The organism is Ferribacterium limneticum (genome assembly GCF_020510585.1).
In the GTDB taxonomy this organism is placed as follows: Bacteria; Pseudomonadota; Gammaproteobacteria; order Burkholderiales; family Rhodocyclaceae; genus Azonexus.
Genome location: NZ_CP075190.1, coordinates 81,047 through 103,132 on the forward strand (window position 1 = coordinate 81,047; position 22,086 = coordinate 103,132).

Annotated in this window: 23 protein-coding genes and 1 tRNA gene; 20 read left to right on the forward strand and 4 right to left on the reverse strand. The window is 63.1% G+C overall.

What is annotated here, in order from left to right; translation table 11 throughout:
• The first annotated feature begins 40 nt into the window (after positions 1-40).
• The 17 genes from KI613_RS00325 to KI613_RS00405 all read left to right on the forward strand — a co-directional run bounded on the left by KI613_RS00325 (position 41) and on the right by KI613_RS00405 (position 16,729).
• The gene (locus KI613_RS00325) at positions 41-922 is read left to right on the forward strand and encodes a putative selenate ABC transporter substrate-binding protein (protein ID WP_226403249.1); all 882 of its coding nucleotides are present in this window, start codon (positions 41-43) and stop codon (positions 920-922) included.
• A complete protein-coding gene (locus tag KI613_RS00330; RefSeq protein WP_226403250.1) occupies positions 919-1,746 on the forward strand; it encodes a phosphonate ABC transporter ATP-binding protein in 828 nt (275 codons plus the stop codon). The genes KI613_RS00325 and KI613_RS00330 overlap by 4 nt, the downstream gene beginning before the upstream one ends.
• A gap of 45 nt (positions 1,747-1,791) precedes the next feature.
• Complete coding sequence (locus KI613_RS00335) at positions 1,792-1,986, forward strand: hypothetical protein (protein ID WP_226403251.1); 195 nt, start codon at positions 1,792-1,794, stop codon at positions 1,984-1,986.
• Complete coding sequence (gene phnE / locus KI613_RS00340) at positions 1,983-3,533, forward strand: phosphonate ABC transporter, permease protein PhnE (protein ID WP_226403252.1); 1,551 nt, start codon at positions 1,983-1,985, stop codon at positions 3,531-3,533. Before KI613_RS00335 ends, phnE begins: the two co-directional genes overlap by 4 nt.
• 16 nt (positions 3,534-3,549) lie before the next feature.
• A complete protein-coding gene (locus KI613_RS00345; RefSeq protein WP_226403253.1) occupies positions 3,550-3,903 on the forward strand; it encodes a DsrE/DsrF/TusD sulfur relay family protein in 354 nt (117 codons plus the stop codon).
• Positions 3,904-4,184: 281 nt separating this feature from the next.
• Entirely contained in the window at positions 4,185-7,250 is a 3,066-nt protein-coding gene (gene fdnG, locus KI613_RS00350; RefSeq protein WP_226403254.1) for a formate dehydrogenase-N subunit alpha, read from the forward strand.
• A gap of 12 nt (positions 7,251-7,262) precedes the next feature.
• Complete coding sequence (gene fdxH, locus KI613_RS00355) at positions 7,263-8,150, forward strand: formate dehydrogenase subunit beta (RefSeq protein WP_226403255.1); 888 nt, start codon at positions 7,263-7,265, stop codon at positions 8,148-8,150.
• The gene (locus KI613_RS00360; RefSeq protein WP_226403256.1) at positions 8,147-8,767 is read left to right on the forward strand and encodes a formate dehydrogenase subunit gamma; all 621 of its coding nucleotides are present in this window, start codon (positions 8,147-8,149) and stop codon (positions 8,765-8,767) included. The genes fdxH and KI613_RS00360 overlap by 4 nt, the downstream gene beginning before the upstream one ends.
• Before the next feature lie 131 nt (positions 8,768-8,898).
• Positions 8,899-9,816, forward strand: coding sequence for a formate dehydrogenase accessory protein FdhE (fdhE, locus tag KI613_RS00365; RefSeq protein ID WP_226403257.1), 918 nt, complete (start codon positions 8,899-8,901; stop codon positions 9,814-9,816).
• 41 nt (positions 9,817-9,857) lie between these two features.
• Positions 9,858-11,255, forward strand: a complete 1,398-nt coding sequence (gene selA, locus KI613_RS00370; RefSeq protein ID WP_226403258.1) for an L-seryl-tRNA(Sec) selenium transferase — start codon at positions 9,858-9,860, stop codon at positions 11,253-11,255.
• A gap of 134 nt (positions 11,256-11,389) precedes the next feature.
• Positions 11,390-12,724 (forward strand): NAD(P)/FAD-dependent oxidoreductase, encoded by a 1,335-nt coding sequence (locus KI613_RS00375; RefSeq protein ID WP_226403259.1) that lies wholly within the window; start codon positions 11,390-11,392, stop codon positions 12,722-12,724.
• Between the two features lie 72 nt (positions 12,725-12,796).
• A complete protein-coding gene (locus KI613_RS00380) occupies positions 12,797-13,354 on the forward strand; it encodes a flavodoxin family protein (RefSeq protein ID WP_226403260.1) in 558 nt (185 codons plus the stop codon).
• The gene (locus KI613_RS00385; protein WP_226403261.1) at positions 13,355-13,831 is read left to right on the forward strand and encodes an MOSC domain-containing protein; all 477 of its coding nucleotides are present in this window, start codon (positions 13,355-13,357) and stop codon (positions 13,829-13,831) included.
• The gene (gene selB / locus KI613_RS00390) at positions 13,828-15,705 is read left to right on the forward strand and encodes a selenocysteine-specific translation elongation factor (RefSeq protein WP_226403262.1); all 1,878 of its coding nucleotides are present in this window, start codon (positions 13,828-13,830) and stop codon (positions 15,703-15,705) included. The genes KI613_RS00385 and selB overlap by 4 nt, the downstream gene beginning before the upstream one ends.
• A 5-nt stretch (positions 15,706-15,710) precedes the next feature.
• A tRNA-Sec gene (locus KI613_RS00395) sits at positions 15,711-15,806 on the forward strand.
• A gap of 121 nt (positions 15,807-15,927) precedes the next feature.
• Positions 15,928-16,362: a glycine cleavage system protein H gene (locus tag KI613_RS00400; RefSeq protein ID WP_226403263.1), complete on the forward strand. Its 435-nt coding sequence runs from the start codon at positions 15,928-15,930 to the stop codon at positions 16,360-16,362.
• Positions 16,355-16,729, forward strand: coding sequence for a DsrE family protein (locus tag KI613_RS00405; protein ID WP_226403264.1), 375 nt, complete (start codon positions 16,355-16,357; stop codon positions 16,727-16,729). Before KI613_RS00400 ends, KI613_RS00405 begins: the two co-directional genes overlap by 8 nt.
• Before the next feature lie 7 nt (positions 16,730-16,736).
• Here the strand turns inward: KI613_RS00405 and KI613_RS00410 are convergent, their stop codons facing one another.
• Positions 16,737-17,228 carry a hypothetical protein gene (locus KI613_RS00410; RefSeq protein WP_226403265.1) on the reverse strand — a complete coding sequence of 164 codons (492 nt, stop codon included), beginning with the start codon at positions 17,226-17,228 and terminating at the stop codon, positions 16,737-16,739.
• An 89-nt stretch (positions 17,229-17,317) separates the two neighbouring features.
• Here KI613_RS00410 and KI613_RS00415 point away from each other — a divergent pair, with 89 nt between their 5' ends.
• Positions 17,318-17,710, forward strand: coding sequence for a rhodanese-like domain-containing protein (locus KI613_RS00415; RefSeq protein ID WP_226403266.1), 393 nt, complete (start codon positions 17,318-17,320; stop codon positions 17,708-17,710).
• Here the strand turns inward: KI613_RS00415 and KI613_RS00420 are convergent.
• Genes KI613_RS00420 through KI613_RS00430 form a run of 3 tightly spaced genes read right to left on the reverse strand, consistent with a single transcriptional unit; the run spans position 17,690 to position 20,631 of the window.
• A complete protein-coding gene (locus tag KI613_RS00420; RefSeq protein WP_226403267.1) occupies positions 17,690-18,895 on the reverse strand; it encodes a multidrug effflux MFS transporter in 1,206 nt (401 codons plus the stop codon). The two genes, KI613_RS00415 and KI613_RS00420, sit on opposite strands and share 21 nt — an antisense overlap.
• Positions 18,888-20,384, reverse strand: coding sequence for a YifB family Mg chelatase-like AAA ATPase (locus tag KI613_RS00425; RefSeq protein WP_226403268.1), 1,497 nt, complete (start codon positions 20,382-20,384; stop codon positions 18,888-18,890). The genes KI613_RS00420 and KI613_RS00425 overlap by 8 nt, the downstream gene beginning before the upstream one ends.
• A gap of 4 nt (positions 20,385-20,388) precedes the next feature.
• Complete coding sequence (locus tag KI613_RS00430; protein ID WP_226403269.1) at positions 20,389-20,631, reverse strand: accessory factor UbiK family protein; 243 nt, start codon at positions 20,629-20,631, stop codon at positions 20,389-20,391.
• A 242-nt stretch (positions 20,632-20,873) separates the two neighbouring features.
• On the opposite strand from KI613_RS00430, the gene KI613_RS00435 reads away from it, so the two are divergent.
• On the forward strand, positions 20,874-21,659 hold the full coding sequence (locus KI613_RS00435; RefSeq protein WP_226403270.1) for a TorF family putative porin: 786 nt from the start codon (positions 20,874-20,876) through the stop codon (positions 21,657-21,659).
• An 85-nt stretch (positions 21,660-21,744) separates the two neighbouring features.
• Positions 21,745-22,083, forward strand: coding sequence for a P-II family nitrogen regulator (gene glnK / locus KI613_RS00440; RefSeq protein ID WP_226403271.1), 339 nt, complete (start codon positions 21,745-21,747; stop codon positions 22,081-22,083).
• Positions 22,084-22,086: the final 3 nt, after the last annotated feature.

Consider the following 22,086-nt stretch of genomic DNA (forward strand, 5'->3'; position numbering starts at 1 on the left):
ATCCGCACGGCGGCGGTTGCAGCTTGAATCGGAGTACAACATGAGCTTTTCCCCACTGCGCCGCGCGGCGCTCAAGGGCGCGGTCGCCTGCGCTTTTGCCGTATCCCTTTCGGCCGGCTCGCCGGCCTTTGCCGACGAAGCCATCCTGCGCGTTTCGGCCATCCCCGACGAAGCGCCGACCGAGTTGCAACGCAAGTTCGCGCCGCTCGGCAAATACCTCGAAGCGCAGACCGGCATGAAGGTCGTGTTCACCCCGGTGACCGACTACGCGGCCGTTGTCGAATCGCTGGCCACCAAAAAGATCGACCTTGCCTGGCTCGGCGGTTTCACCTTCGTGCAGGCCAAGATCCGCACCAACGGCACGGCCATCCCCATCGTCCAGCGCGAGGAAGATGCCCGCTTCACTTCCAAGTTCATCACCGCTGATCCGAGCATCAAGACGGTGGCCGACCTCAAGGGCAAGACCTTCGCCTTCGGCGCACCGTCGTCGACCTCGGGCAGCCTGATGCCGCGTTTCTACCTGCAGCAGGCCGGCCTCAATCCGGAAAAGGATTTCAAGAACGTCGCCTACTCCGGCGCCCATGATGCGACTGTTGCCTTCGTCGCCGCCGGCAAGGCCGAAGCTGGTGTCCTTAACGCCTCGGTGTGGGACAAGCTGGTCGAAGCCAAGAAGGTCGACACCGACAAGGTTCGCGTCTTTTCGACGACGCCGCCGTACTTCGACTACAACTGGACGGTGCGCGGCGATCTTGACCCGGTGATCATCAAGAAGCTGACTGACGCCTTCCTCAAGCTCGACCCGGCCAACCCGGAACACAAGGAAATCCTCGCCCTGCAACGTGCCGCCAAGTTCATCCCGACCAAAAAGGAAAACTACGACGGCATCGAGAAGGCAGCGCACGCCGCCGGCTTGTTGAAGTGAGTTTTGCCTTGAACGGCGTGGGGCTGACCCACGCCAATGGTTTTTCCGCGCTCAGGGAGATCACGCTCAAGGCGGAAAAGGGCGAGCTCATCGCCCTGATCGGCCCCTCCGGCGCCGGCAAGACCTCTCTGCTTTCCGTGCTCGGCACGGCGCTGGCGCCGACGGCTGGCACGGCCGACATTTTGGATTTTGGCCAAAATTTCCGGTCGACCGTGGAACTGGCCAAACTGCGCGCCCGCATCGGCACCGTCCATCAAGCGCCGCCGATTCCCGGCCGGCAGCGTGTCGTGACGGCGGTGCTGGCCGGCAAGCTCGGCCAATGGCCGGCTTGGAAGTCGCTGGCCTCGCTGATTTATCCGCTCGACATCCCGGGTGCTCGTGCCGCGCTCGAACGCGTCGATCTGGCCGACAAACTGTTCGCCCGCTGCGACCAGCTCTCCGGCGGACAGTTGCAACGCGTCGGCATCGCCCGCGTGCTCTACCAGCAGCCCGAACTGATCCTCGCCGACGAACCGGTTTCGGCCCTCGACCCGACGCTGGCCATGGCCACCATCCGCCTGCTCATCGCCGAGGCCGAAGCGCGCGGCGCGACGCTGGTTGCCAGCCTGCATGCCGTCGATCTGGCTATCGGCAATTTCTCGCGGATCGTCGGCGTCCGAGCGGGGCTGATCGCCTTCGACCTGCCGGCCAGCGAAGTCAGCGTGCCCATGCTGCACGAGCTCTACGCCAGCGAAGGCGAGGAGCTGCCGGTGCAGGCGCACGAGCAGCACTTCCAGCCGCCAGCCGCCGCCAACGACGCGGCCACCCGCGCTGCATGTTGCTAAACCTTGAAACCTCAGTTGACCGCTCATCCCTCCTTGATCAGCCACATGAATACTGACGTTGGTGCCTGCGAGGCGATTCGCCCGTCGGGTGGCAGCGCTATGCGGCAGCTGGCATGTCTGGCCGGGCGTCCGGCTTTGTCGCTCCTCGTTGCAGGCATGAGCCTGCTGCCTCGTCGCTTCGCGCCGGCCATCCCGTCCAAACGCGCCATCCACCGCATTCAACTGAGGTTTCAAGGTTGAATCCGGCTGAGCGCGACCCGGCCGCCCGCTCGCGCCTGATCGGCGCCCTGGCAACGCTGGTCATCCTCTGGCCGCTGTTTCAGGCGGCCGAGGTCAAGCCCGGAGCGCTCGTCGATCCGAGCAATCTCAAAGTCATCGGCAACTTCCTCGCCGGCTTTCTGCCGCCGGAAAGCGGCGCCGAGTTCATGGGCTACCTGGCCAAGGCGACGCTCGAAACCCTGGCCATCGCCACGGCCGGCATGGCGCTGGCCTTCCTGATCGCCGTGCCGATGGGCTATCTGGCGACCGGTGCCGGGCGCGAAAAGACAACGCTCAACCCCGTCACGCGCAGCCTGCTGACCATCCTGCGTGGCATCCCCGAGCTGGTCTGGGCGCTCGTCTTCGTTCGCGTCTTCGGCCTCGGCCCGGCCGCCGGCGTGCTGGCGCTGGGCCTGACTTACGGCGGCATGTTGGCCAAGGTCTATGCCGAAATTCTCGAATCGGTCGATGCCGCACCGGCCCGGGCGCTCCGCCACAACGGCGCCGGCCGGCCGCTGGCAATCCTCTACGGGCTGATTCCGCAGGCCTCGAAGGAACTGGCCTCGTACACGGTTTATCGCTGGGAATGCGCCATTCGCGCCTCGGTCGTCATGGGCTTCGTCGGTGCCGGCGGGCTCGGCCAGCTCATGGATCAGGCGATGAAAATGCTCAACGGCGGCGAGGCGGCGACCATCCTGCTCGCCTTCATGGTCCTCGTCTTTGCCGCCGATGGTTTCTCGGGCTGGCTGCGCCGGGCGCTCGACACGCCGCCGGCCAACCGGGCCTCGCCCTTCGGCTGGCGCAGCGGCGGGCTCGGGCTGGCGCTGGTGGTCAGTATCGTCGCCAGTTTCAGCTATCTGGAAATTGGCCTGAAATCCCTGTTGACCGTGGAAGCCGCCCACAGCATTGGCGAATTCGTCGCTGGCTTCTTCCCGCCCGACCTGTCCGCCGAGTGGCTGGCCAAAGTCGGCAAGGGCATCTGGGAAACGCTGGCCATTTCGGTTGTCGGCACCTTGCTTGCCGCCGTCGCCGGCCTGCTGCTGGCGCTACCGAAGTGGCGGGCGCCGTTCAGCTTCCTGCTCAACACCCTGCGCTCGGTGCCGGAACTGGTCTGGGCGACGATCACCGCGCTCGCCGTCGGCCTCGGCCCCTTTGCCGGGGCGCTGGCGTTGGCCCTGCACACGACCGGCGTGCTCGGCCGCCTCTACGCCGAAGCCCTCGACAACGCCCCACCGGCCCCCGGCCATGCGCTTCGTCTGGCCGGCGCCCCGGGCGGTTTCGCCTTCCTCTACGGCACCTTGCCAGGCGCCGCCCCGCAGCTCATCGCCTACACGCTCTACCGCTGGGAAATGAACATCCGCATGGCCGCCATCCTCGGCTTCGTCGGCGCCGGCGGGCTCGGCCAGCTGCTTTATTTCGAACTCTCGCTGTTCCACCACGCCCAGGCGTCGACGGTGATCATCGCCATGCTGTTGCTGTCGATTGCCGTCGATCAGGCCAGTGCGTGGCTGCGGCGAAAAATGCATTGAACCTCGGAGACCTGCCATGCAAAACATCCTGATCATCATCAACGCCGCCCCCTACGGCAGCGAACGCTGCCTGTCCGCCCTGCGTCTGGCCACGGCGCTGGCCGGTAGCGACGCCAAACCGGCGGTGCGCATTTTCCTGATGTCCGACGCCACGGTGCTCGGTCTGCCGAACCAGATCGATGGCGCCGGCAACGGCTTGCAGGGCATGGTTGAAGGGCTGGTCGGGCAGGGCGTCGAGATCCGCCTGTGCCGGACTTGCGCGCTGGCCCGTGGTCTCGGCGAGCTGCCGCTGATTCCCGGCACTTCCATCGGCACGCTGGTCGAATTGGCCGAGGCGACGCTGGCGGCGGACAAGGTCATCACCTTCTGATTTGCGCCGGGCGAACATTTCATTTTTGGCCGTTTTTTCCGGTTGACCGTGGGAATGGCCGCGTTTTCGTAGCCGCCCAATATGCTGGCAGGAAGGGCTTTTCGGGATGTTTTGGTGGGACAAAATGTCCCACCTTCGCCGGCCATGGACAAAATGTCCCGGTTTTTCACCCCGCTCCGCAACCCTGATTCCCCATCGTTCAATGACTTATGCCGAATGGCACAGTCGTTGCACTGTTCTCCCCTTGCGACACGGGGTCGCATAAAAGAGGGAAAACTCAAATGAACATGAACAGGCGGCAGTTCTTCAAGGTCTGCTCCGCCGGGCTCAGTGGGTCATCCATCGCCTTGATGGGTTTCTCACCGACCGCAGCCCAGGCGGAAGTACGCACCTTCAAGCTCGCCCGCGCCACCGAGACACGGAATATTTGTCCGTACTGCTCGGTGTCCTGCGGCGTGCTGATCTATTCGACCGGCGATAAGTCCAAGAATTCGCAGGCTGAGATCATTCACATCGAAGGCGACCCGGACAATCCGGTCAATCGCGGCACGCTATGCCCGAAGGGCGCTGGTCTGCGCGACATGGTGCAAAGCGCCAATCGCCTCAAGTGGCCGGAAGTGCGTGAAGCCGGCACGAATGAATGGAAAAAGATTTCCTGGCAGGAAGCCATCGAGCGCATCGCCAAGCACATGAAGGCTGACCGCGACGCGAACTTCATGGCGCAGAACAAGGACGGCGTGACCGTCAATCGCTGGACGACCACTGGATTCCTTGCATCATCGGCTGCACCGAATGAGGCCGGCTACCTGACCGTGAAGACGATTCGCGCGTTGGGCATGACCTCGATCGATACCCAGGCACGTATTTGACACGCTCCCACGGTGGCCAGTCTGGCTCCGAGTTTTGGGCGTGGTGCGATGACCAACCACTGGGTGGACATCAAGAACGCTGATCTGATTCTGGTAATGGGCGGCAACCCGGCCGAAGCGCACCCCTGCGGCTTCAAGTGGGTGATCGAAGCCAAGAAGACACGCAAGGCCAAGCTCGTGGTCGTCGACCCGCGCTTCAACCGCACCGCTTCCGTGGCCGATTTCTATACGCCGCTACGTTCCGGGACCGACATCGCCTTCCTCGGCGGCGTCATCAATTACCTCGTTTCGAACGACAAGATTCATCACGAATACGTCAAGTCGTACACCAATTCGACTTTCCTGATCGACCCGAACTTCAAGTTCGACGACGGCATTTTCTCCGGCTACAACGAAGAGAAGCGCAGCTACGACAAGACGACCTGGAAGTACCAGATGGATAAGGACGGCTTCGCCATGGTCGATGAGACCATGCAGGATCCGAACTGCGTCTGGCAACTGATGAAGGCCCACTATGCCCGCTACACGCCGGAGATGGTGAGCAAGGTCTGCGGCACGCCGAAAGATGCTTTCATCAAGGTTTGCGAGATGATTGCCGAGACCGCGGCGCCGAACAAGACGATGACCAACCTGTATGCGCTGGGCTGGACCGAGCACTCTGTCGGTTCCCAGAACATCCGCTGCATGGCCATCATCCAGCAGTTGCTCGGCAACATGGGCATGGCCGGTGGCGGCATCAACGCCCTGCGCGGTCACGCCAACGTCCAGGGCATCACCGACTTCGCCCTCTACGCGCAGAACCTGCCGGGCTACGTTTCGGCGCCGACCGATGCCGATCCGGATCGCACGACCTATCTGACCAAGCGCACGCCGAAGGCATTGCGTCCGGGCCAGATGAACTTCGGCCAGAATTTCCCGAAGTGGCACACCAGCCTGGCGAAAGCCTGGTGGGGCGATGCGGCGACCAAGGACAACGACTTCGCCTACGACTACTTCCCGAAACTGGGTGGGGCGTCCGACGTGCTGTCGATCTTCAATGCCATGTACGAAGGCAAGATCAACGGCTTCTTCTGTCAGGGCTTCAACCCGCTGGCTTCGGTGGCCAACAAGAAGAAGGTCAGCGATGGCCTGTCCAAGCTCAAGTACATGGTCGTCATGGACCCGCTGGCAACCGATACCTCCGAGTACTGGAAGCCGCACGGCGAGTTCAACGAAGTCGATCCGGCCAAGATCCCGACCGAGGTCTTCCGCCTGCCGACCACGCTGTTCGCTGAAACCGCCGGCACCTTCACCAATTCCGGCCGAGTCATTCAATGGCGCTGGAAGGCGGCGGATGGTCCGGGCGATGCGAAGGACGACACCGAAATCATGGCGGCGCTTTTCCTGAAATTGAAGGAAATGTACGCCAAGGATGGCGGCGCCTTCCCCGACCCGATCCTCAAGCTGACCTGGGCCTACAACCAGCCGACCAAGCCGTCGCCGGAAGAGCTCCTGCGCGAAATCAACGGCAAGGCGCTGGCTGACGTGCTCGACCCGAAAGATCCGACCAAGGTGCTGGTCAAGGCCGGCGAGCAACTGGCTTCCTTTGCCCAGTTGCGCGACGACGGTTCGACGACCTGTGGCAACTGGATCTACTGCGGTGTCTGGTCGCAGGCCGGCAACAACTCGGCGCGTCGTGACAACGCCGATCCGTCCGGTCTCGGCCAGACCCTCAACTGGGGCTTCGCCTGGCCGGTCAATCGCCGCATCATCTACAACCGTGCCTCGGCCGACCTCGCGGGCAAACCGTGGGATCCGAAGCGGACCGTGTTGAAGTGGACCGGTACGGCCTGGGGCGGCAACGATGTGCCCGACATGCGCCCGGATGCAGCGCCGGATCAGAACGTCATGCCCTTCATCATGAATCCGGAAGGCGTAGCGCGTCTGTTCAGCCGCGAGCTGATGGCCGAAGGACCGTTCCCCGAGCACTACGAGCCGTTCGAAACCCCGCTCGACAACAATCCGATGCACCCGACCAACCCGAAGGCGACCAGCAACCCGGCCGCCCGCGTGTACAAGGGCGACATGGAGGCGTTCGGCAAGGCCAAGGACTTCCCGTATGTGGCGACGACCTACCGCCTGACCGAGCATTTCCACTACTGGACCAAGTTCTCGAAGATCAACGCGATCATGCAGCCGGAACAGTTTGTCGAAATCGGCGAGGAGCTGGCCAAGGAAAAGGGCATAGCGCTCGGCGACAAGGTCAAAATCCGCTCCAACCGCGGCTTCATCAAGGCCGTGGCGGTGGTGACCAAGCGCATCAAGGCGATGGAGATCGACGGCAAGAAGGTGCACACAGTCGGCATCCCGATCCACTACGGATTCAAGGGGGCGACGAAGTCTGGCTTCATCACCAACACCCTGACGCCGTTCGTCGGTGACGCCAATACGCAGACGCCGGAGTACAAGGCGTTCCTGGTCAACATCGAGAAAGCGTAAAGGAGAGCTGATATGGCACTGCAATCGCTAGACATCAAACAGCGCTCCGCGACGACGACGCCCTCCACGCAAGTGCGGGAAACCATCGAAATCGCCAAGCTTATCGACGTATCGGCCTGTATTGGCTGCAAGGCCTGTCAGGTGGCCTGCTCGGAGTGGAATGACATCCGCGACGAAGTGGGCAACTGCCATGGCGTCTACGACAACCCGATGGATCTGACGGCGAAGTCGTGGACGGTGATGCGTTTCACCGAGGTCGAGCAGAACAACAAGCTCGAGTGGCTGATCCGCAAGGACGGCTGCATGCACTGCGCCGACCCCGGTTGCCTCAAGGCCTGCCCGGCCCCGGGTGCGATCATCCAGTACAGCAACGGGATCGTCGATTTCCATCAGGAAAACTGCATCGGCTGCGGCTACTGCGTCACGGGTTGTCCGTTCAACGTTCCCCGCATCTCGAAGGAAGACAGCAAGGCCTACAAGTGCTCGCTGTGTTCCGACCGGGTGGCCGTCAATCAGGCGCCAGCCTGTGCCAAAGCCTGCCCGACGGGAGCGATCCAGTTCGGTTCGAAGGAGGACATGAAGGACTACGCGGCCAAGCGCGTCACCGACTTGAAAGAGCGCGGTTACGATCAGGCTGGCCTGTACGATCCGCAAGGGGTGGGCGGCACGCACGTCATGTACGTGCTGCATCACGCCGACAAGCCCGACCTCTACGCCGGCCTGCCGGCCAATCCGTCGATCAGCCCGCTGGTCTCGTTGTGGAAGGGCTTCGCCAAGCCGCTCGCCACGCTGGCTTTGGCTGGCGTCGCACTGGGCAGCCTGTTCCATTACGTGACCAAGGGTCCGAACGAGGTCTCGAAAGAGATCGAAGACGAGATCGAAAAGGAGGATGCAAAATGATCCGCGATCCGAAAGACCTCAAGCGTTACGAGCCCAAGGAACGGGCCAATCACTGGGTGGTGGGCATCAGTTTCATCCTGCTTGCCCTTTCCGGTCTGGCCTTCTTCCACCCGGCGTTCTTCCCGCTCACCCAACTGTTTGGCGGGCCGACCTGGGCGCGCATCATCCACCCCTACCTCGGGGTGCTGATGGCCGTGTCCTTCCTGGCCATGTTCTTCCGCTTCAAGCATCTCAACAAGATGACGCCGGCGGACAAGGACTGGCTCAACAAGGTCGGGCAGATGGTGGACGGCGACGACCACAACATGCCGGAACAGGGCAAGTACAACGGCGGCCAGAAAGTCATGTTCTGGGCTTTGGCCATTTGCATGCTGCTCATGACCATCTCCGGCCTGTTCATCTGGCGCGCCTGGTTCGGCCTGGACATCACCGTGGTTCGCCTCGGTGCCGTCGTTCATGCCGCCGCGGCGGCCGTGATGATCGCACTGATCATGGTCCACGTTTATGCCGCCATCTGGGTCAAGGGCACCATCCGCGCCATGTGGTACGGCACGGTGACCCGCGGCTGGGCCAAGCAGCATCACCGTGGCTGGTACCGCCAGATGACCGGCAAGTAAGGGGCTGATGACCGGGCTCGCAGGTGCCTTGATCCTGCGGCGCCCGGTCATTCGCCGGAACAATTTAGCTTTACCTTGCGTTCAGGGGGCTCTGCGGAGAACATTCCGCAACCCCCATTTTTTGAGCTGACATGCAGACCCAAACCATCGATTTCCATCCGCCAGCCGAAGAAGCTGCCCCCATTCTGCTGCCGGTCACCGCCACGTTGTTCGCCGACCGCGCCGACCGCTTTGCCTCGCTGGCTACCGGCCACAGCCTTGGCGACTGGCTGGAATTTCTCGGCCAGTTGAGCCGGGCCCAGCACCAAGCCCTGAAAACCCTGCCGGCGCTGCCGCTGCCTGATGCCGCGACGCTCGAACAGGCGCGTACCCACGGCATGCCGCCCTTGAATATTGCGCATCGCCCGGCGGCCTGGCGTAACGTGCTGCGCCAGATTGCCCACGAACTGGGCAAGACAGCGCCCGATGGCGCCCGCCAGGCGCTCGATGCGCTGCTGGCAGCTGACGACGCCTGGCTCGACAGGTTGGCCGACACTCTGCTGAGCGGCGAAATCGAAGCCGGCGACGCGGCCGAACTGCCTTTCATTGCAGCCGCCCTGCAGGTTGTCTTCACCAAGCTGGCCAGCCAGCTCGACGCCAGCCAGCTGCAAAAACTCGACGCCCACGGCATTTGCCCGTGCTGCGGCAGCCCGGCGGTGGCCAGCGTCGTGCGCCTCGGCGCTGCCATCAACAACCTGCGCTACCTGCATTGCAGCCTGTGCAACAGCGAATGGAACGTGCCGCGCGCCACTTGTACGGCCTGCGACACCGACAAGGAGGTGGCGCTGCATGAAGTCGACGGTTCGAGTGGACAGAAAAGCGGCGCCGTCCGCGCCGAAACCTGCGACGCCTGCAAGAGCTACCTGAAAATCGTCTATCAGGAGAAAGACCCGCGCGTCGACCCGGTGGCCGACGATCTCGCCACGCTGGCTCTCGACATGCTGGTCGACGAAGCCGGTTACGAGCGCTCCGGCCCGAATCTGCTTTTAATTGGCGCGTATAGCGGCTAAAGCCATTTGATCAACCTTTCTGCCCGGTCCGGGTGAAAGCCATGAACGAAAAAAGACACCTTCCTGCGGTCGACCGCGTTTTAGGGCAAATTCCTGAATTAATCGAAGCGCACGGCCGCCAGCTGGTCACCGGCTGCGTCCGGGCCGAACTGGCCGCCGCCCGCGAAGGCCTCAAACATGGCCTGCCGCTGCCGGAAGAAGCGGCCCTGCTTGCCGCCATCCGCCGCCGCGCTGACGACGCCGGCCGGGCCAATCTGCGTGCCGTCTTCAACCTGACCGGTACCGTGCTCCACACCAACCTTGGCCGCGCCCAACTGGCCGAAGAGGCCATCGCCGCCATGGTCGACGCCGCCCGCTCACCGTGCGCGCTGGAATACGACCTGGCCTCCGGCGGTCGCGGCGACCGCGACGATCTGGTCTCCGGCCTGCTCGCCGAACTGATCGCCGGCGGCTCGCCGGATATCGCCGCGACCATCGTCAATAACAACGCCGCCGCCGTGCTGCTGACGCTCAACGCGCTGGCCCAGGGCAAGGAAGCCGTGGTGTCGCGCGGCGAGCTGGTCGAAATCGGCGGCGCCTTCCGCATCCCCGACGTCATGCGTCGGGCGCAAGTTAAATTGCACGAAATCGGCACGACCAACCGTACCCACGCCAAGGATTTTCAGGACGCCATCGGGCCGAAAACGGCGCTGCTCATGAAAATCCACACCAGCAACTACGCCGTTACCGGTTTCACCGCGGCGGTCGACGAAAAAGTCATCGCCGATATCGCCCATACGGCGAACCTGCCTTTCGTCATCGATCTCGGCAGCGGCACGCTGTGCGATTTCGCCGCCCACGGCCTGCCGGCCGAGCCGACGCCGCAGCAGGCGCTGGCGGCGGGGGCGGACATCGTTACCTTCTCCGGCGACAAGCTGCTCGGCGGACCGCAGGCCGGGCTCATCGTCGGCCGCAAGGACTTGATCGCGAAGATCAAGAAGAACCCGCTCAAACGCGCCCTGCGTGTCGGCAAGACGACGCTGGCGGCGCTCGAAGCAACGCTGCGCCTGTACCGCGACCCGGACCGTCTGGCCGAGCGCCTGCCGACCTTGCGCCTGCTGACCCGGCCGCTGGCCGACATCACCGCGCTGGCCGAGCGCGTGCTGTCCGCCATGCAGGCCGCCATCGGCGAACAGGCCACGGTGAGCGTCGCCCCCTGCAGCAGCCAGATCGGCAGCGGTGCCTTGCCGGTCGAACGCCTGCCGTCAGCGGCGCTGGTCGTCCGGCCCAATTTCAAAAAAGCCGGAAAATTCCTGTTGACCGTGGAATCGGCCTTCCGCAGCCTGCCGACGCCGGTCATCGGCTACATCCGCGACGATGCCTATCATCTCGACCTGCGCTGTCTGGAAGCGAAGGACGAAGCCCGCTTCGTGGCGCAATTGCCGCACCTGAAGTTTTGAAAACGAAGTTTATTGAAAACAGCCTCGCTGGGCGGTCTGCGTACCGCCTGCTGTTTTCTACCGTGCCCAATCGGGCACACCCGTAAATCCGGCCATCTCCGTGTCCGGGTGGTTCAACTAATGGAGAAGAGAGCATGACCTTCAATCGCCGGCAATTCCTGGCGGCAGGCGCAGCGCTGGGGGCCACGACGGCCATTGCCCAGCCGACCAGCCCGCTGCCTTTCCTGATCAATATGCAGTCCGACCCGTTGTTGCCCAAGGCAACGGGCAAGCGCGTCGTCATCTGCGGCGGTGGCTGGGGCGGTATTACGGCCGCCAAGCACCTCAAAAAACTGGATGCGAGCCTTGAGGTGGTCGTCCTCGAACGCAACCCGGTGTTCTTTTCCTGCCCGATGAGCAACAAGTGGCTGGTCGATGTCGTCGATACCAACTTCCTGACCTTCAGCTACCTCGAAGTCGCCCAGAAGTACGACTACAAATTCATCCAGACCGAAGTCACCGCCTTCGAGCGCGACAAAAAGCGGGTCATCACCGCCCAGGGCTGGCTCGATTACGACTACCTGATCATCGGCTCGGGCATCCGCTACAACTACGAGGCCTGGTTCGGCAACGACCGCAAGGCGGCCGACTACACCAAGGCCATGTTCCCGGCCGCCTACATCCCGAACGCCGAGCATTTCCGCCTCAAGCAGAGCATCCAGAATTTCAGGGGTGGTGACCTGGTGATGACCCTGCCGCCCCCGCCGCACCGCTGCCCGCCGTCGCCCTACGAGCGCGCCTGCCTGATCGCCGGGCTGTTCAAGGAACGCAAGATCAAGGGCAAGGTCATCATCCTCGACCCGAAACCGAGCCCGGCGCCGATCACCGGCGGCTTTCAGGAAGCCTTCGCCAATCTCTACAAGGACCAGATCGTCTACGTGCCGAAGGCGGTGATCCAGGAAGTCGATCCCTTCAACAAGAAGATCAAGACCGCAGCTGGCGACTTCACTTTCGACCATTCCATCCTGATGGCGCCGCATCAGGCTGGCGACATGGCCTGGAAGGCCGGGGTGATCGGCAAGAACGAAGAAGGCAAGCCGACCGGCTGGGCCGGCGTCGATCCCTTCTTCCTCAACATGAAGGACGACCCCGATGTGTACGTGATCGGCGACTCGGTCGGCATTGTCTCGCCGCTCTTCCGCTTCTATCCGAAAGCCGGCCACGTCGCCAACGCGCACGCCAGGATCGTCGCCAAGTACATCAGCGAACGCGTCAAGGGCCGCGAACCGAAATACGCGCTGCCCGACAACCTCTGTTTCATGATGGTCAACACCGCCCCGCGCGAGGACATCGCCGTGCGCTTCAAGTACTGGGTCAACGACAAGGGCGCCATCGTCCAGGACCAGGACGACGATAATCTGCGTCGCGACGAACTGGTCACCGAGGACTTCGCCTGGGCCGGACGCATGTACGAGGACATGTTCGGCTGAGCCATCATGGCCCGACCCTGATAACGGGTCGGGCATGCCAGAATAGGCCCGTTATCCAATCAGACTTCTGCCATGTCCCACTTCCTCTTCCTCAACGCCAGCACTCGCGAGCCGGGCCATATCGGCAACAGCGAGACCCTGGCCCGTCGTGCCGCCGCCGGCCTGTCGGCCGGCACCGAGCAAACCTGGTGCAAGCTGGCCGATCTCGAACTGCCGCCCTTTGTCGATCTGCGCCATACATCCGGCACCTATCCGATGCCGATGGCCGACGCCAAGTCGATGCTTGACGCGACGCTGGCGGCGACCGATCTGGTCTTCGTCTCGCCGGTCTACTGGTTCTCGATTCCCTCGCCGCTGAAAATTTACCTCGACCATTGGAGCGCCTGGTTACGCGTCCCCGGCCTCGATTTCAAGGAAGGCATGGCCGGCAAGCGCCTGTGGGTCATCGCCACGAGCGGCAACCGCGAAAAGGCCCAGCCGATGCTCGACAGCTATCGCCTGTGCGCCGAATTTCTCGGCATGCAATGGCAGGAACCGCTGTGGGGCAAGGGCGGGGCGCCGGATGCCGTGCTCGCCGATGGCGCGGCACTGGCCGCCGCGACCCGCTATTTTTCAGGCCAGCCGGCGTAGATGGTCGTCGAACGACTTTTCCTCAGCCCTTCCCGCGGCGAAGCCCAGCGGGAATGCCGGCAGCTTGAGTTGCTGGCGGGGCAGGGCGTGGTTGGCGACCGGCATTTTGCCCGGGCCGATTGGTCTGGCCAGCAATTGACGCTGGTCGAGGCCGAGGAAATCGAGCGTTTCTGCACCCACACCGGGCGCCCCAACGACCTGTCACTGACCCGCCGCAATGTCGTGACGCGCGGCGCCCGGCTGAACGAACTGGTCGGCCGCCAGTTCCGCCTCGGCAGCTGTCTGCTGGTTGGCGTCCAAACCTGCGAGCCGTGCCGGACGCTGGGTCAGCGGCTGGCCAACGAAGCCCTGTCGGCGCCCGAGGTCGTCAAATACTGGCTCGGCCGCGGCGGGCTGCGCGCCAATGTGCTCGTCTCCGGCACGATTACTTGCGGCGATGAACTGAAACTCATCGAAGTCCACGAGGACGCCGCATGATCATCGGCACCGCCGGCCACATCGACCACGGCAAAACGACGCTGGTGAAGGCGCTGACCGGCGTCGACTGCGACCGCCTGAAGGAAGAAAAAGCGCGCGGCATCACCGTCGACCTCGGCTACGCCTACACCGACAAGCTCGGTTTCATCGACGTCCCCGGCCATGAAAAGCTCATCCACAACATGCTGGCCGGCGCGACCGGCATCGACTTCGCGCTGCTCGTCATCGCTGCCGACGACGGCCCGATGCCGCAGACCCGCGAGCATCTGGAAATCATCGAACTGCTCGGCATCCGGCGCGGGGCGGTGGCGCTGACCAAGATCGACGTTGCCACGGTCAACCGGAAAAATGAGGCAAAAACGGAAATTGCCGAACTGTTCGCTGGCACCGCGCTGGCTGATGTACCAATCTTTCCGGTCGCCGCCGTCAGCGGGGAGGGTGTCGACGAATTACGCGCCCACCTTGAAGCCGCCGCTGTGGAGCAGGGCGAGCGGCAGAGCGCCGGTGGCTTCCGCCTCGCCATTGATCGCTGCTTCACGCTGTCCGGCGCCGGCACCGTCGTCACCGGCACGGCCTTCGCCGGTTCGGTCAAAGTCGGTGACCAGTTGCTGCTCACGCCACCCAACAAACCCGTCCGCGTGCGCAGTCTGCGCGTCCAGGATGCGCCGGCCGAATCCGGCCACGCCGGGCAGCGCATCGCGCTGGCTTTGAGTGGCGTCGAAAAGTCCGAAGTCGAACGCGGCCAGTGGATCGTCGCGCCCGCACTGCACGCCCCGGTCCGCCGCTTCGACGCGAAGATCCGCGTCCTCTCCGGTCAGCCGGCGCTCAAGCACTGGACGCAGGTGCACCTCCACCTCGGGGCCGAAGACGTCCCGGCCCGTATCGCCTTGCTCGGGGCCGACGAAATCGCGCCGGGATCTGAAAATTGGGCCCAAATTGCCGTTGACCGTGAAATCGGCGCCCTGGCCGGCGACCGCTTCATCCTGCGCGACGCCGCGGCCCGCCACACCATCGGCGGCGGCATCGTCCTCGACATCTTCCCGCCCAGCCGCAAGAAAAGCAGCCCGGAACGTCTGGCCATGCTCGCCGCGCTGGCCGACGCCGACCCGGCGAAGGCGCTGCAATTGGCTGCCGAACAACAGCCGGCCGGTGTCGACCTCGCCACCCACGCCTTGAACCGAAACCTCGATGCCGACAGGCTCAAAGCGCTGTGCCAGCAACTGAAGCTCAAAGTCGTCGGCGCCACCGCCTTCGCTGCGAGTCGCTGGCAGGAACTCGAAGCCCGCCTGCTCGCCGCCATCGCCGCCGAACACGAGCGCGCCCCGGACCTCACCGGCGTCGAGCGCGACCGCCTGCGCCGCCTGACCCTGCCAACACTCTCTCGCCCGGCCTTCGACGCACTGCTCGCCACACCGCTGGGCGATGGCCGCATCGCCCAGACCAACGCCTGGCTGCACCTGCCGGAACACCGCGTCCAGCTGGCCGCCGCCGACCTTGCTCTGTGGCAGACCTTGAAACCGCTGCTCGCCGCCGAACCCTATGCGCCACCGCGTGTCCGCGACATCGCCAAGGCCAGCGGCACCGGCGAAGACGCCGTGCGCAACCTGTTCAAACGCATCGCCCGCCACGGGGACGCCTGGCCGGTGGCGCACGACCATTTCTTTACCGCCGAAGCCGTTGCCGAACTGGCCCGCAAGGTCGCCGCGCTGAACCAACGCGACGGCTGTGCCCGCGCTGCCAGCCTGCGTGACGAGATCAGCGGCGGCCGCAAAGTGGCCATCCACATCCTCGAATTCTTCGACCGCATCGGCTACACTCGCCGCGTGCGCGATACGCACATCCTGCGCGGCTCGCCGGAGCAATTCGGCTCATGAACAACGGAAGGAATCGTTCCCCGGTGGGACGGACGGTCTTCAAAACCGTCAGGACCTGTCAAACAGGTTTGGGTAGGTTCGACTCCTGCTTCCTTCCGCCAAATTTCGCTGTCTGCCCGTCCGCGGCTTTGTCGACCGCGCCTCGCCGTGCTAATCGCACTGTCTTCGGCTCGGCTTCGCGGCACGAACGACCAGCCAGCGAAATTAACTCGACAAATTGAAATGGCCCACACCCCCTTCACCGGCACCATCCCCGACGACCGTCTCTACTGCCCGCGCCACGACATGTGGGTGCTCGAAACCGGCGACGGCGAAGTGCTGATCGGCGCGACCAGTTTCGGCATTTTCCTGGCCGGCGAGATCATCGCCTTTACCAGCAAGCCGAAGGGCGCCGAGGTTCAACTGGGCCGGGGGATGGGTACGGTGGAGTGCCGGAAGACGGTACTTGCCGTGCATGCGCCGATTTCCTTCGTGCTACTCGAAGGCAACGACGAGGCCGAGGAGCGGCCGAAGCTGGTCAATCTTGAACCGTATGGCAAGGGCTGGATGGCGCGGGCCCGGCCGACGCGCTGGGCCGAGGAAAAGCTGACGTTGGTCGATGCGGCTGCCTATCGCCAGCACATCCTCAAGATCGAACCGGAGGCGAGCTTTGGCTGACCAGCTGGCGCTCCTGATCTGGGCGGCGACGCCCGATCATCCCGAACTGGTCGTCACGCCGCTGATCCACGCGCTAGCGGCGCGGGCGCTCGATGCCGAGGTTGAAATCCACTTTGCCGGCCCGGCCGTGCGCTGGTTGGTCGACGGCGTCGCCGATGCCGCCTACGCCACCCCGGACAAGGAAAAGTCGGTCGGTGATTTTTTGCGTGAAGTGCAGCGGGAAGGCGCCACGCTTTACGCCTGCGGCATGGCGCAGGCGCAGTGGGTGAGTGCCGGTGAAAGCCTGCTGGCTGGCTGCCGCCACGCCGGGGCGACGGCTTTTGTCGTCCGCGGTCTCGACCCCGCGTGGCGGACGCTGACTTACTGAACCTGAATCAGCCCTTGGGCTGGACGCGGCTGGATGTTTTCTTGACGCCGCCGTGCTCGGTGTCGAAATGCACCATGAAGTAGGTTTCCTCCGTCGACGGGATGCCCTCGACGCGCCACTCCCATATTTCCTCGCCGAGGTTGGCGAAGATCTGTTTGGTGGCCGGGGCACCAAACAGCCGGCGAATGTCGTCCTTGCTCATGCCCACACGCGCCTTGCCGTAGTTGGCCTCGTTGAGCACCTGTTCGATCTTGCTGATCACCTGGTTGCTGCCGAAGGTGATCATGTAGCAGTTGGTGCCGTTCGGTTGCCGGGCGTATTCCCAGGTCGCCGTGCCGTCGTCGTTGTGGTGAACGAAGCCCGGTTCGCCCATGCGGGCGCGGACTTCGGCCTGCGTCGTGATGCCCGCTTTCATTTCCTGCATGTTGACGTAGTCGCAGCCGGGCAGGGCGGCAATGACCGCCGTCGCGGCGGTAGTGATCCAGGCGGGAAGTTTCATGCGGGCTCCGGTAGAACGGTTCGATCAAGTTGTCGCTTTGCGCGGCTTGCTTTCATAATATCGGACTACCCTAATTTTCGGATATGCCGATGCTGCATCTCGATCCTCTCGCCGCCCACGCCCTGCTTCAGGAAAACCCGCAAGCCGTGCTCGTCGATTGCCGGACGGAAATCGAGCACATGTACGTCGGCCACCCGGCCGGTGCCGAGCATGTCGCTTGGCAGGAAGGACCGGACTGGGAAATCGACCCGGAATTCACCGACAAGGTGAAACGCCTCGTGCGCAACGACCTGGACCGGCCGGTGCTGATCATTTGCCGCAGCGGCCAACGTTCCATCCATGCCGGTGACGCCCTCGAAACGGCCGGCTTTAGCCATGTCATCAATGTTCTTGAAGGTTTCGAAGGGCCGCTCGACGAGGACTACCATCGCGGTACGCTGGGTGGCTGGCGCTTCCGTGGACTACCGTGGTTTCAGTCTTAGGCGCTGGTGGAGCAGGGCGGACAGGCCGCCAACCAGGAGCAGACCGGCCATGCCGAGCGCCATGGTCAGGGTGGAACCCCACAGGGCCGGGACGATCAGCGCAGCGGACAGGCTGTTGAAGCCGGACTGAAAGAAAGTCTGGCAGGAGGCAGCGAGGCCGCGCTGGGCAGGAAATGGGTCGAGGGCAAAAAGGGTCAGACTGGGCATGGCCAGCGACATGCCGGTTGTGTAGACAAAGATCGGCATGACGCTCCACGGCAGCCCTGGTGGCAGCGCGAGATTGAGGATCAGGTTGAAAGCGGCAGCGCTGCCCATGACCAGATAGCCGACGGCGATCGTCTGACTCGGCGAAATTTTCCCGGCCAGCCGGCCGGACAGCCACGAACCGCAGATCATGCCCCCCATTGCCGGGCCGAATAACCAGAGAAAGCCGGTTTCCGGGACGCCGAGATGGGTCATCAAAAAGACCGGTGCTGACAGCACGTAGATGAAAAATCCACCGAAATTCAGCGACACTGCGGCGCAGACAAACAGGAAGGGCGGCGAGGTCATGACTTTCCAGTACGCCGCGCCGAGGTAGGCCGGGCGCAGCGACTGGCGTTTTTCCGGGGGCAGGGTTTCCGGCAGCAGTTTCCAGCAGGCCAGCCACAATGCTGCGGTCGACACGACCAAAAAGGCAAAAACCGAACGCCAGCCGAACCAGCTATGCAGCCAGCCGCCGATGACCGGGGCGACGGCCGGGGCCAGCGCAAACATCATGGTGATCTGCGACATCAGGCGCTGGGCCGGGGCGCCGTCGTACAGGTCGCGGACGATGGCGCGGCCGATGACGATGCCGGCGCCGGCCGTGATGCCCTGCATGGCCCGCCAGAACCACAGGTGCTCGATGCGCGTGGCCAGCGTGCAGCCGGCCGAAGCGACGGCGAACAGGCCAACGGCGACGAGAATCACGTTGCGCCGGCCGAAACGGTCGGCAATGGCGCCATGCCACAGGGTCATGACGGCGAACGAGAGCAGGTAGATCGACAGCGTCTGTTGAACTTCGAGCTGCGTAGCGTTGAGCTTTTCGGCGATTTCAGGGAAGGACGGCAGGTAGGCGTCGATCGAAAACGGTCCGAGCGCCGCCAGCGAGGCCAGCAAAATGGCTATGCCGCGCGTTTCCCGCCGGGTCTGGTGCTCACCCACGGGCGAAACGTCGATACTGGATGGCCTCGGCGACGTGGGCGGCGCGGATGTCGTCGCAGGCGGCCAGATCGGCGATGGTCCGGGCGACTTTGAGGATGCGGTGCCAGGCGCGGGCCGACAGGTCGAGCTGGGTCGTTGCCTGTTGCAGCAACTTGTTGCCGGTGGCGTCGGGCTGGCAGTCGGCATCGACTTCCTTGGTGCTCAGCCGGGCGTTCGGTTTCTGTTGCCGGGCCTGCTGGCGATTCTGGGCTTGCTCGACGCGAGCGCGAACGGTGGCTGACGATTCGCCATCGGTCTTGCCGGCAAGGCTCTCAGCCAACAGCGCGGGAACCTCGATGATCAGGTCGATGCGGTCGAGGAAGGGCCCGGAGAGCTTGCCGCGATAGCGGGCGATCTGGTCCGGCGTGCAGCGGCATTTGCCTTTCGACGAGCCGTGATGCCCACACGGACACGGATTCATCGCTGCGATGAGCTGGAACTCGGCCGGAAACTCGGCCTGCCGGGCGGCGCGGGCAATATGGACGCGCCCGGATTCGAGCGGCTCGCGAAGGGTTTCGAGGACTTTTCGGTCAAATTCCGGGAGCTCGTCCAAAAACAAAATTCCTTGATGGGCCAGACTGATTTCGCCCGGTCGCGGCGGATTGCCGCCACCGACCAAGGCCACGGCCGAGGCGGTGTGGTGTGGCTGGCGGTAAGGGCGAACGCCAAAGGCTTCCGGCCGGAACTGGCCGACCAGCGACAGCACGGCGGCTGAGGCCTTGGCCGCTTCGCCCTGCAACGCCGGCATGAGGCCGGGCAGACGGGCGGCGAGCATGGATTTGCCAGAACCAGGCGGACCGACCATCAGGAGCGAATGGTTGCCCGCCGCAGCAATCTCCAGTGCCCGCTTGGCCTGCGACTGGCCGCGAACCTCGGCAAGGTCTGCGAAAATTGGCTGATTTTCCGGGTTGACCGTGGCAATCGCCTGCGGCAGCGTCTCGCGCTCGGCGAGGTGGGCGCAGACGTCGAGCAGCGAGCGGGCGGAAAGTATTTCGTTGCTGCCGATCAGCGCCGCTTCGCGGGCACTCGCTTCAGGCAGGATGAAATGCTTGCCGTGGCCGGCTGTTTGCAAAGCCATGGCCAGCGCGCCGCGAATCGGGCGCAGTTCGCCGGACAGCGACAACTCGCCGGCAAATTCGTAGTCCGCCAGATGCTTGCCGGGAATCTGCCCGCTGGCGGCGAGGATGCCGAGCGCGATGGGCAGGTCAAAACGGCCGGACTCCTTGGGCAGGTCGGCCGGGGCCAAGTTTACCGTGATGCGCTTGGACGGAAATTCGAACCCGGAATTGACGATGGCGGCGCGAACGCGGTCGCGTGCTTCCTTGACTTCGGTGTCCGGCAAGCCGACGAGGGTGAAGCTGGGCAGGCCACTGGCCAGATGAGCCTCGACCGTCACCGGCGGCGCATTCAGGCCATCCAGTCCTCGACTGTGCGCGATGGCCAGTGCCACTGAGCTATTGGCCCGAGCGGGATTTTTCCAGCGCGTCTACGCGGGCTTCGAGATCCTTGAGCTTTTCGCGGGTACGGGCCAGCACTTGCGCCTGAACGTCGAATTCTTCGCGGGTCACGAGATCGAGCTTCGAGAAAAAGCCGCTCATCACCATCTTGGCGTTCTTTTCAATATCCTTGGCCGGCGAGTTGGCCAGCAGGGCGCTGATCTTGGCGCCAAATTCTTCCAGTGTCTTGGGGTCGAGCATGATGTCCTCCGTGGGGTTTTGAGTTTAACACAGCGGAATTATTGCGGTTTTGGACAGCCGCTCACCCATGGTGCGTAACGTTCTGTAACTGCACTGTAATGGTGCGACAAGTTGGTGCATGATCTCGGTTGCAGCGGGCAATCCTTTGATTCTGATCAAAAAAATACCCTGGCACGCCTTCTGCTATTGCTGTACTGCACAAAATTCTTTTTTTACTTTAATCAATCCGTAGGAGAGAAAACATGAAGAAGTCACTCATCGCCTTGGCTCTTGTTAGCGCCTTTGCCGCTCCGGCCTTCGCCGAAGAAGCCGCTCCGGCCTCCAGCCATACCTTTACCGGCAATGTTGCGCTGACCAGCAATTATGTTTTTCGCGGTATCAGCCAGAGCCAAAACAAGCCTGCCATTCAAGGCGGTTTTGATTACGCTCACGCCAGCGGCCTCTATGTAGGTACTTGGGCATCCAACATTGGCTGGGTGAATACCAAGGACAACTCAAGTATGGAATGGGACTTCTATGCTGGCTACAAGGGTACGTTTGCTGATGACTTTTCGTACGATGTGGGCGCTCTCAAGTATTACTACACGGGGAATAGCAACGGTAATAGCCTGACCCCGGATACTACGGAGCTCTATGTTGCTCTCGGTTGGAAGTTCATTACTCTGAAGTACAACTATTCGGTATCTAAGTACCTGTTTGCCTGGGGCGACCAAAGCGGTAACGGCGGCAACAACCGTGGTAGTGGCTATGTTGATCTGTCCGCGAACTACGACCTCGGTAATGGCTGGGGTGTTCAGGGTCACATCGGCCATCAGGATGTTAAGAACTACAGCAATGCCTCTTACACCGACTGGAAATTGGGTGTAACCAAGGATGTCGGGTTCGGGGTTGTCGGTCTGGCATACACGGATACTGATGCAGAAGGCTGCGGTTCCGCTAGCGGTGCCTATTGCTTCATCGGAACCGGTACCTCTGCAAAGGATGTTAGCAAGGCTACGGCAGTGCTTTCCTTCAGCAAAACTTTCTAAGCAAGCTTAAAACCTCCCCCGCTTGTGCACCGGCCGGCGCCGGCGGGGGAATTACAAGTCTCAACTTTCTGGGGAACTAGCCATCATGAAATTCGTTACCGCCATCATCAAGCCGTTCAAGCTTGACGAAGTGCGTGAAGCGTTGTCCGCCATCGGCGTGCAAGGCATCACGGTCACTGAAGTGAAAGGTTTCGGCCGGCAGAAGGGCCATACCGAGCTGTATCGGGGCGCCGAGTATGTCGTCGATTTCCTGCCCAAGGTAAAGATCGAAGCTGCCGTCAAGGCTGAGCAGCTGGATCAGATCATCGAAGCGATCGAGAAATCGGCCAGCACCGGCAAGATCGGTGACGGCAAGATCTTTGTCTTCGACGTCGAGCAGGTTATTCGTATCCGGACCGGTGAAACCGGTACCGATGCCCTCTAAGGA

What these genes read in the sequence shown, in the direction of transcription:
- KI613_RS00325 (WP_226403249.1), top strand. Translation starts at nt 41, where the DNA reads ATGAGCTTTTCCCCACTGCGCCGCGCGGCGCTCAAGGGCGCGGTCGCC.
- KI613_RS00335 (WP_226403251.1), top strand. Translation starts at nt 1,792, where the DNA reads ATGAATACTGACGTTGGTGCCTGCGAGGCGATTCGCCCGTCGGGTGGC.
- KI613_RS00345 (WP_226403253.1), top strand. Translation starts at nt 3,550, where the DNA reads ATGCAAAACATCCTGATCATCATCAACGCCGCCCCCTACGGCAGCGAA.
- fdxH (WP_226403255.1), top strand. Translation starts at nt 7,263, where the DNA reads ATGGCACTGCAATCGCTAGACATCAAACAGCGCTCCGCGACGACGACG.
- KI613_RS00360 (WP_226403256.1), top strand. Translation starts at nt 8,147, where the DNA reads ATGATCCGCGATCCGAAAGACCTCAAGCGTTACGAGCCCAAGGAACGG.
- fdhE (WP_226403257.1), top strand. Translation starts at nt 8,899, where the DNA reads ATGCAGACCCAAACCATCGATTTCCATCCGCCAGCCGAAGAAGCTGCC.
- selA (WP_226403258.1), top strand. Translation starts at nt 9,858, where the DNA reads ATGAACGAAAAAAGACACCTTCCTGCGGTCGACCGCGTTTTAGGGCAA.
- KI613_RS00375 (WP_226403259.1), top strand. Translation starts at nt 11,390, where the DNA reads ATGACCTTCAATCGCCGGCAATTCCTGGCGGCAGGCGCAGCGCTGGGG.
- KI613_RS00380 (WP_226403260.1), top strand. Translation starts at nt 12,797, where the DNA reads ATGTCCCACTTCCTCTTCCTCAACGCCAGCACTCGCGAGCCGGGCCAT.
- KI613_RS00385 (WP_226403261.1), top strand. Translation starts at nt 13,355, where the DNA reads ATGGTCGTCGAACGACTTTTCCTCAGCCCTTCCCGCGGCGAAGCCCAG.
- selB (WP_226403262.1), top strand. Translation starts at nt 13,828, where the DNA reads ATGATCATCGGCACCGCCGGCCACATCGACCACGGCAAAACGACGCTG.
- KI613_RS00400 (WP_226403263.1), top strand. Translation starts at nt 15,928, where the DNA reads ATGGCCCACACCCCCTTCACCGGCACCATCCCCGACGACCGTCTCTAC.
- KI613_RS00410 (WP_226403265.1), bottom strand. Translation starts at nt 17,228, where the DNA reads ATGAAACTTCCCGCCTGGATCACTACCGCCGCGACGGCGGTCATTGCC.
- KI613_RS00415 (WP_226403266.1), top strand. Translation starts at nt 17,318, where the DNA reads ATGCTGCATCTCGATCCTCTCGCCGCCCACGCCCTGCTTCAGGAAAAC.
- KI613_RS00430 (WP_226403269.1), bottom strand. Translation starts at nt 20,631, where the DNA reads ATGCTCGACCCCAAGACACTGGAAGAATTTGGCGCCAAGATCAGCGCC.
- KI613_RS00435 (WP_226403270.1), top strand. Translation starts at nt 20,874, where the DNA reads ATGAAGAAGTCACTCATCGCCTTGGCTCTTGTTAGCGCCTTTGCCGCT.
- glnK (WP_226403271.1), top strand. Translation starts at nt 21,745, where the DNA reads ATGAAATTCGTTACCGCCATCATCAAGCCGTTCAAGCTTGACGAAGTG.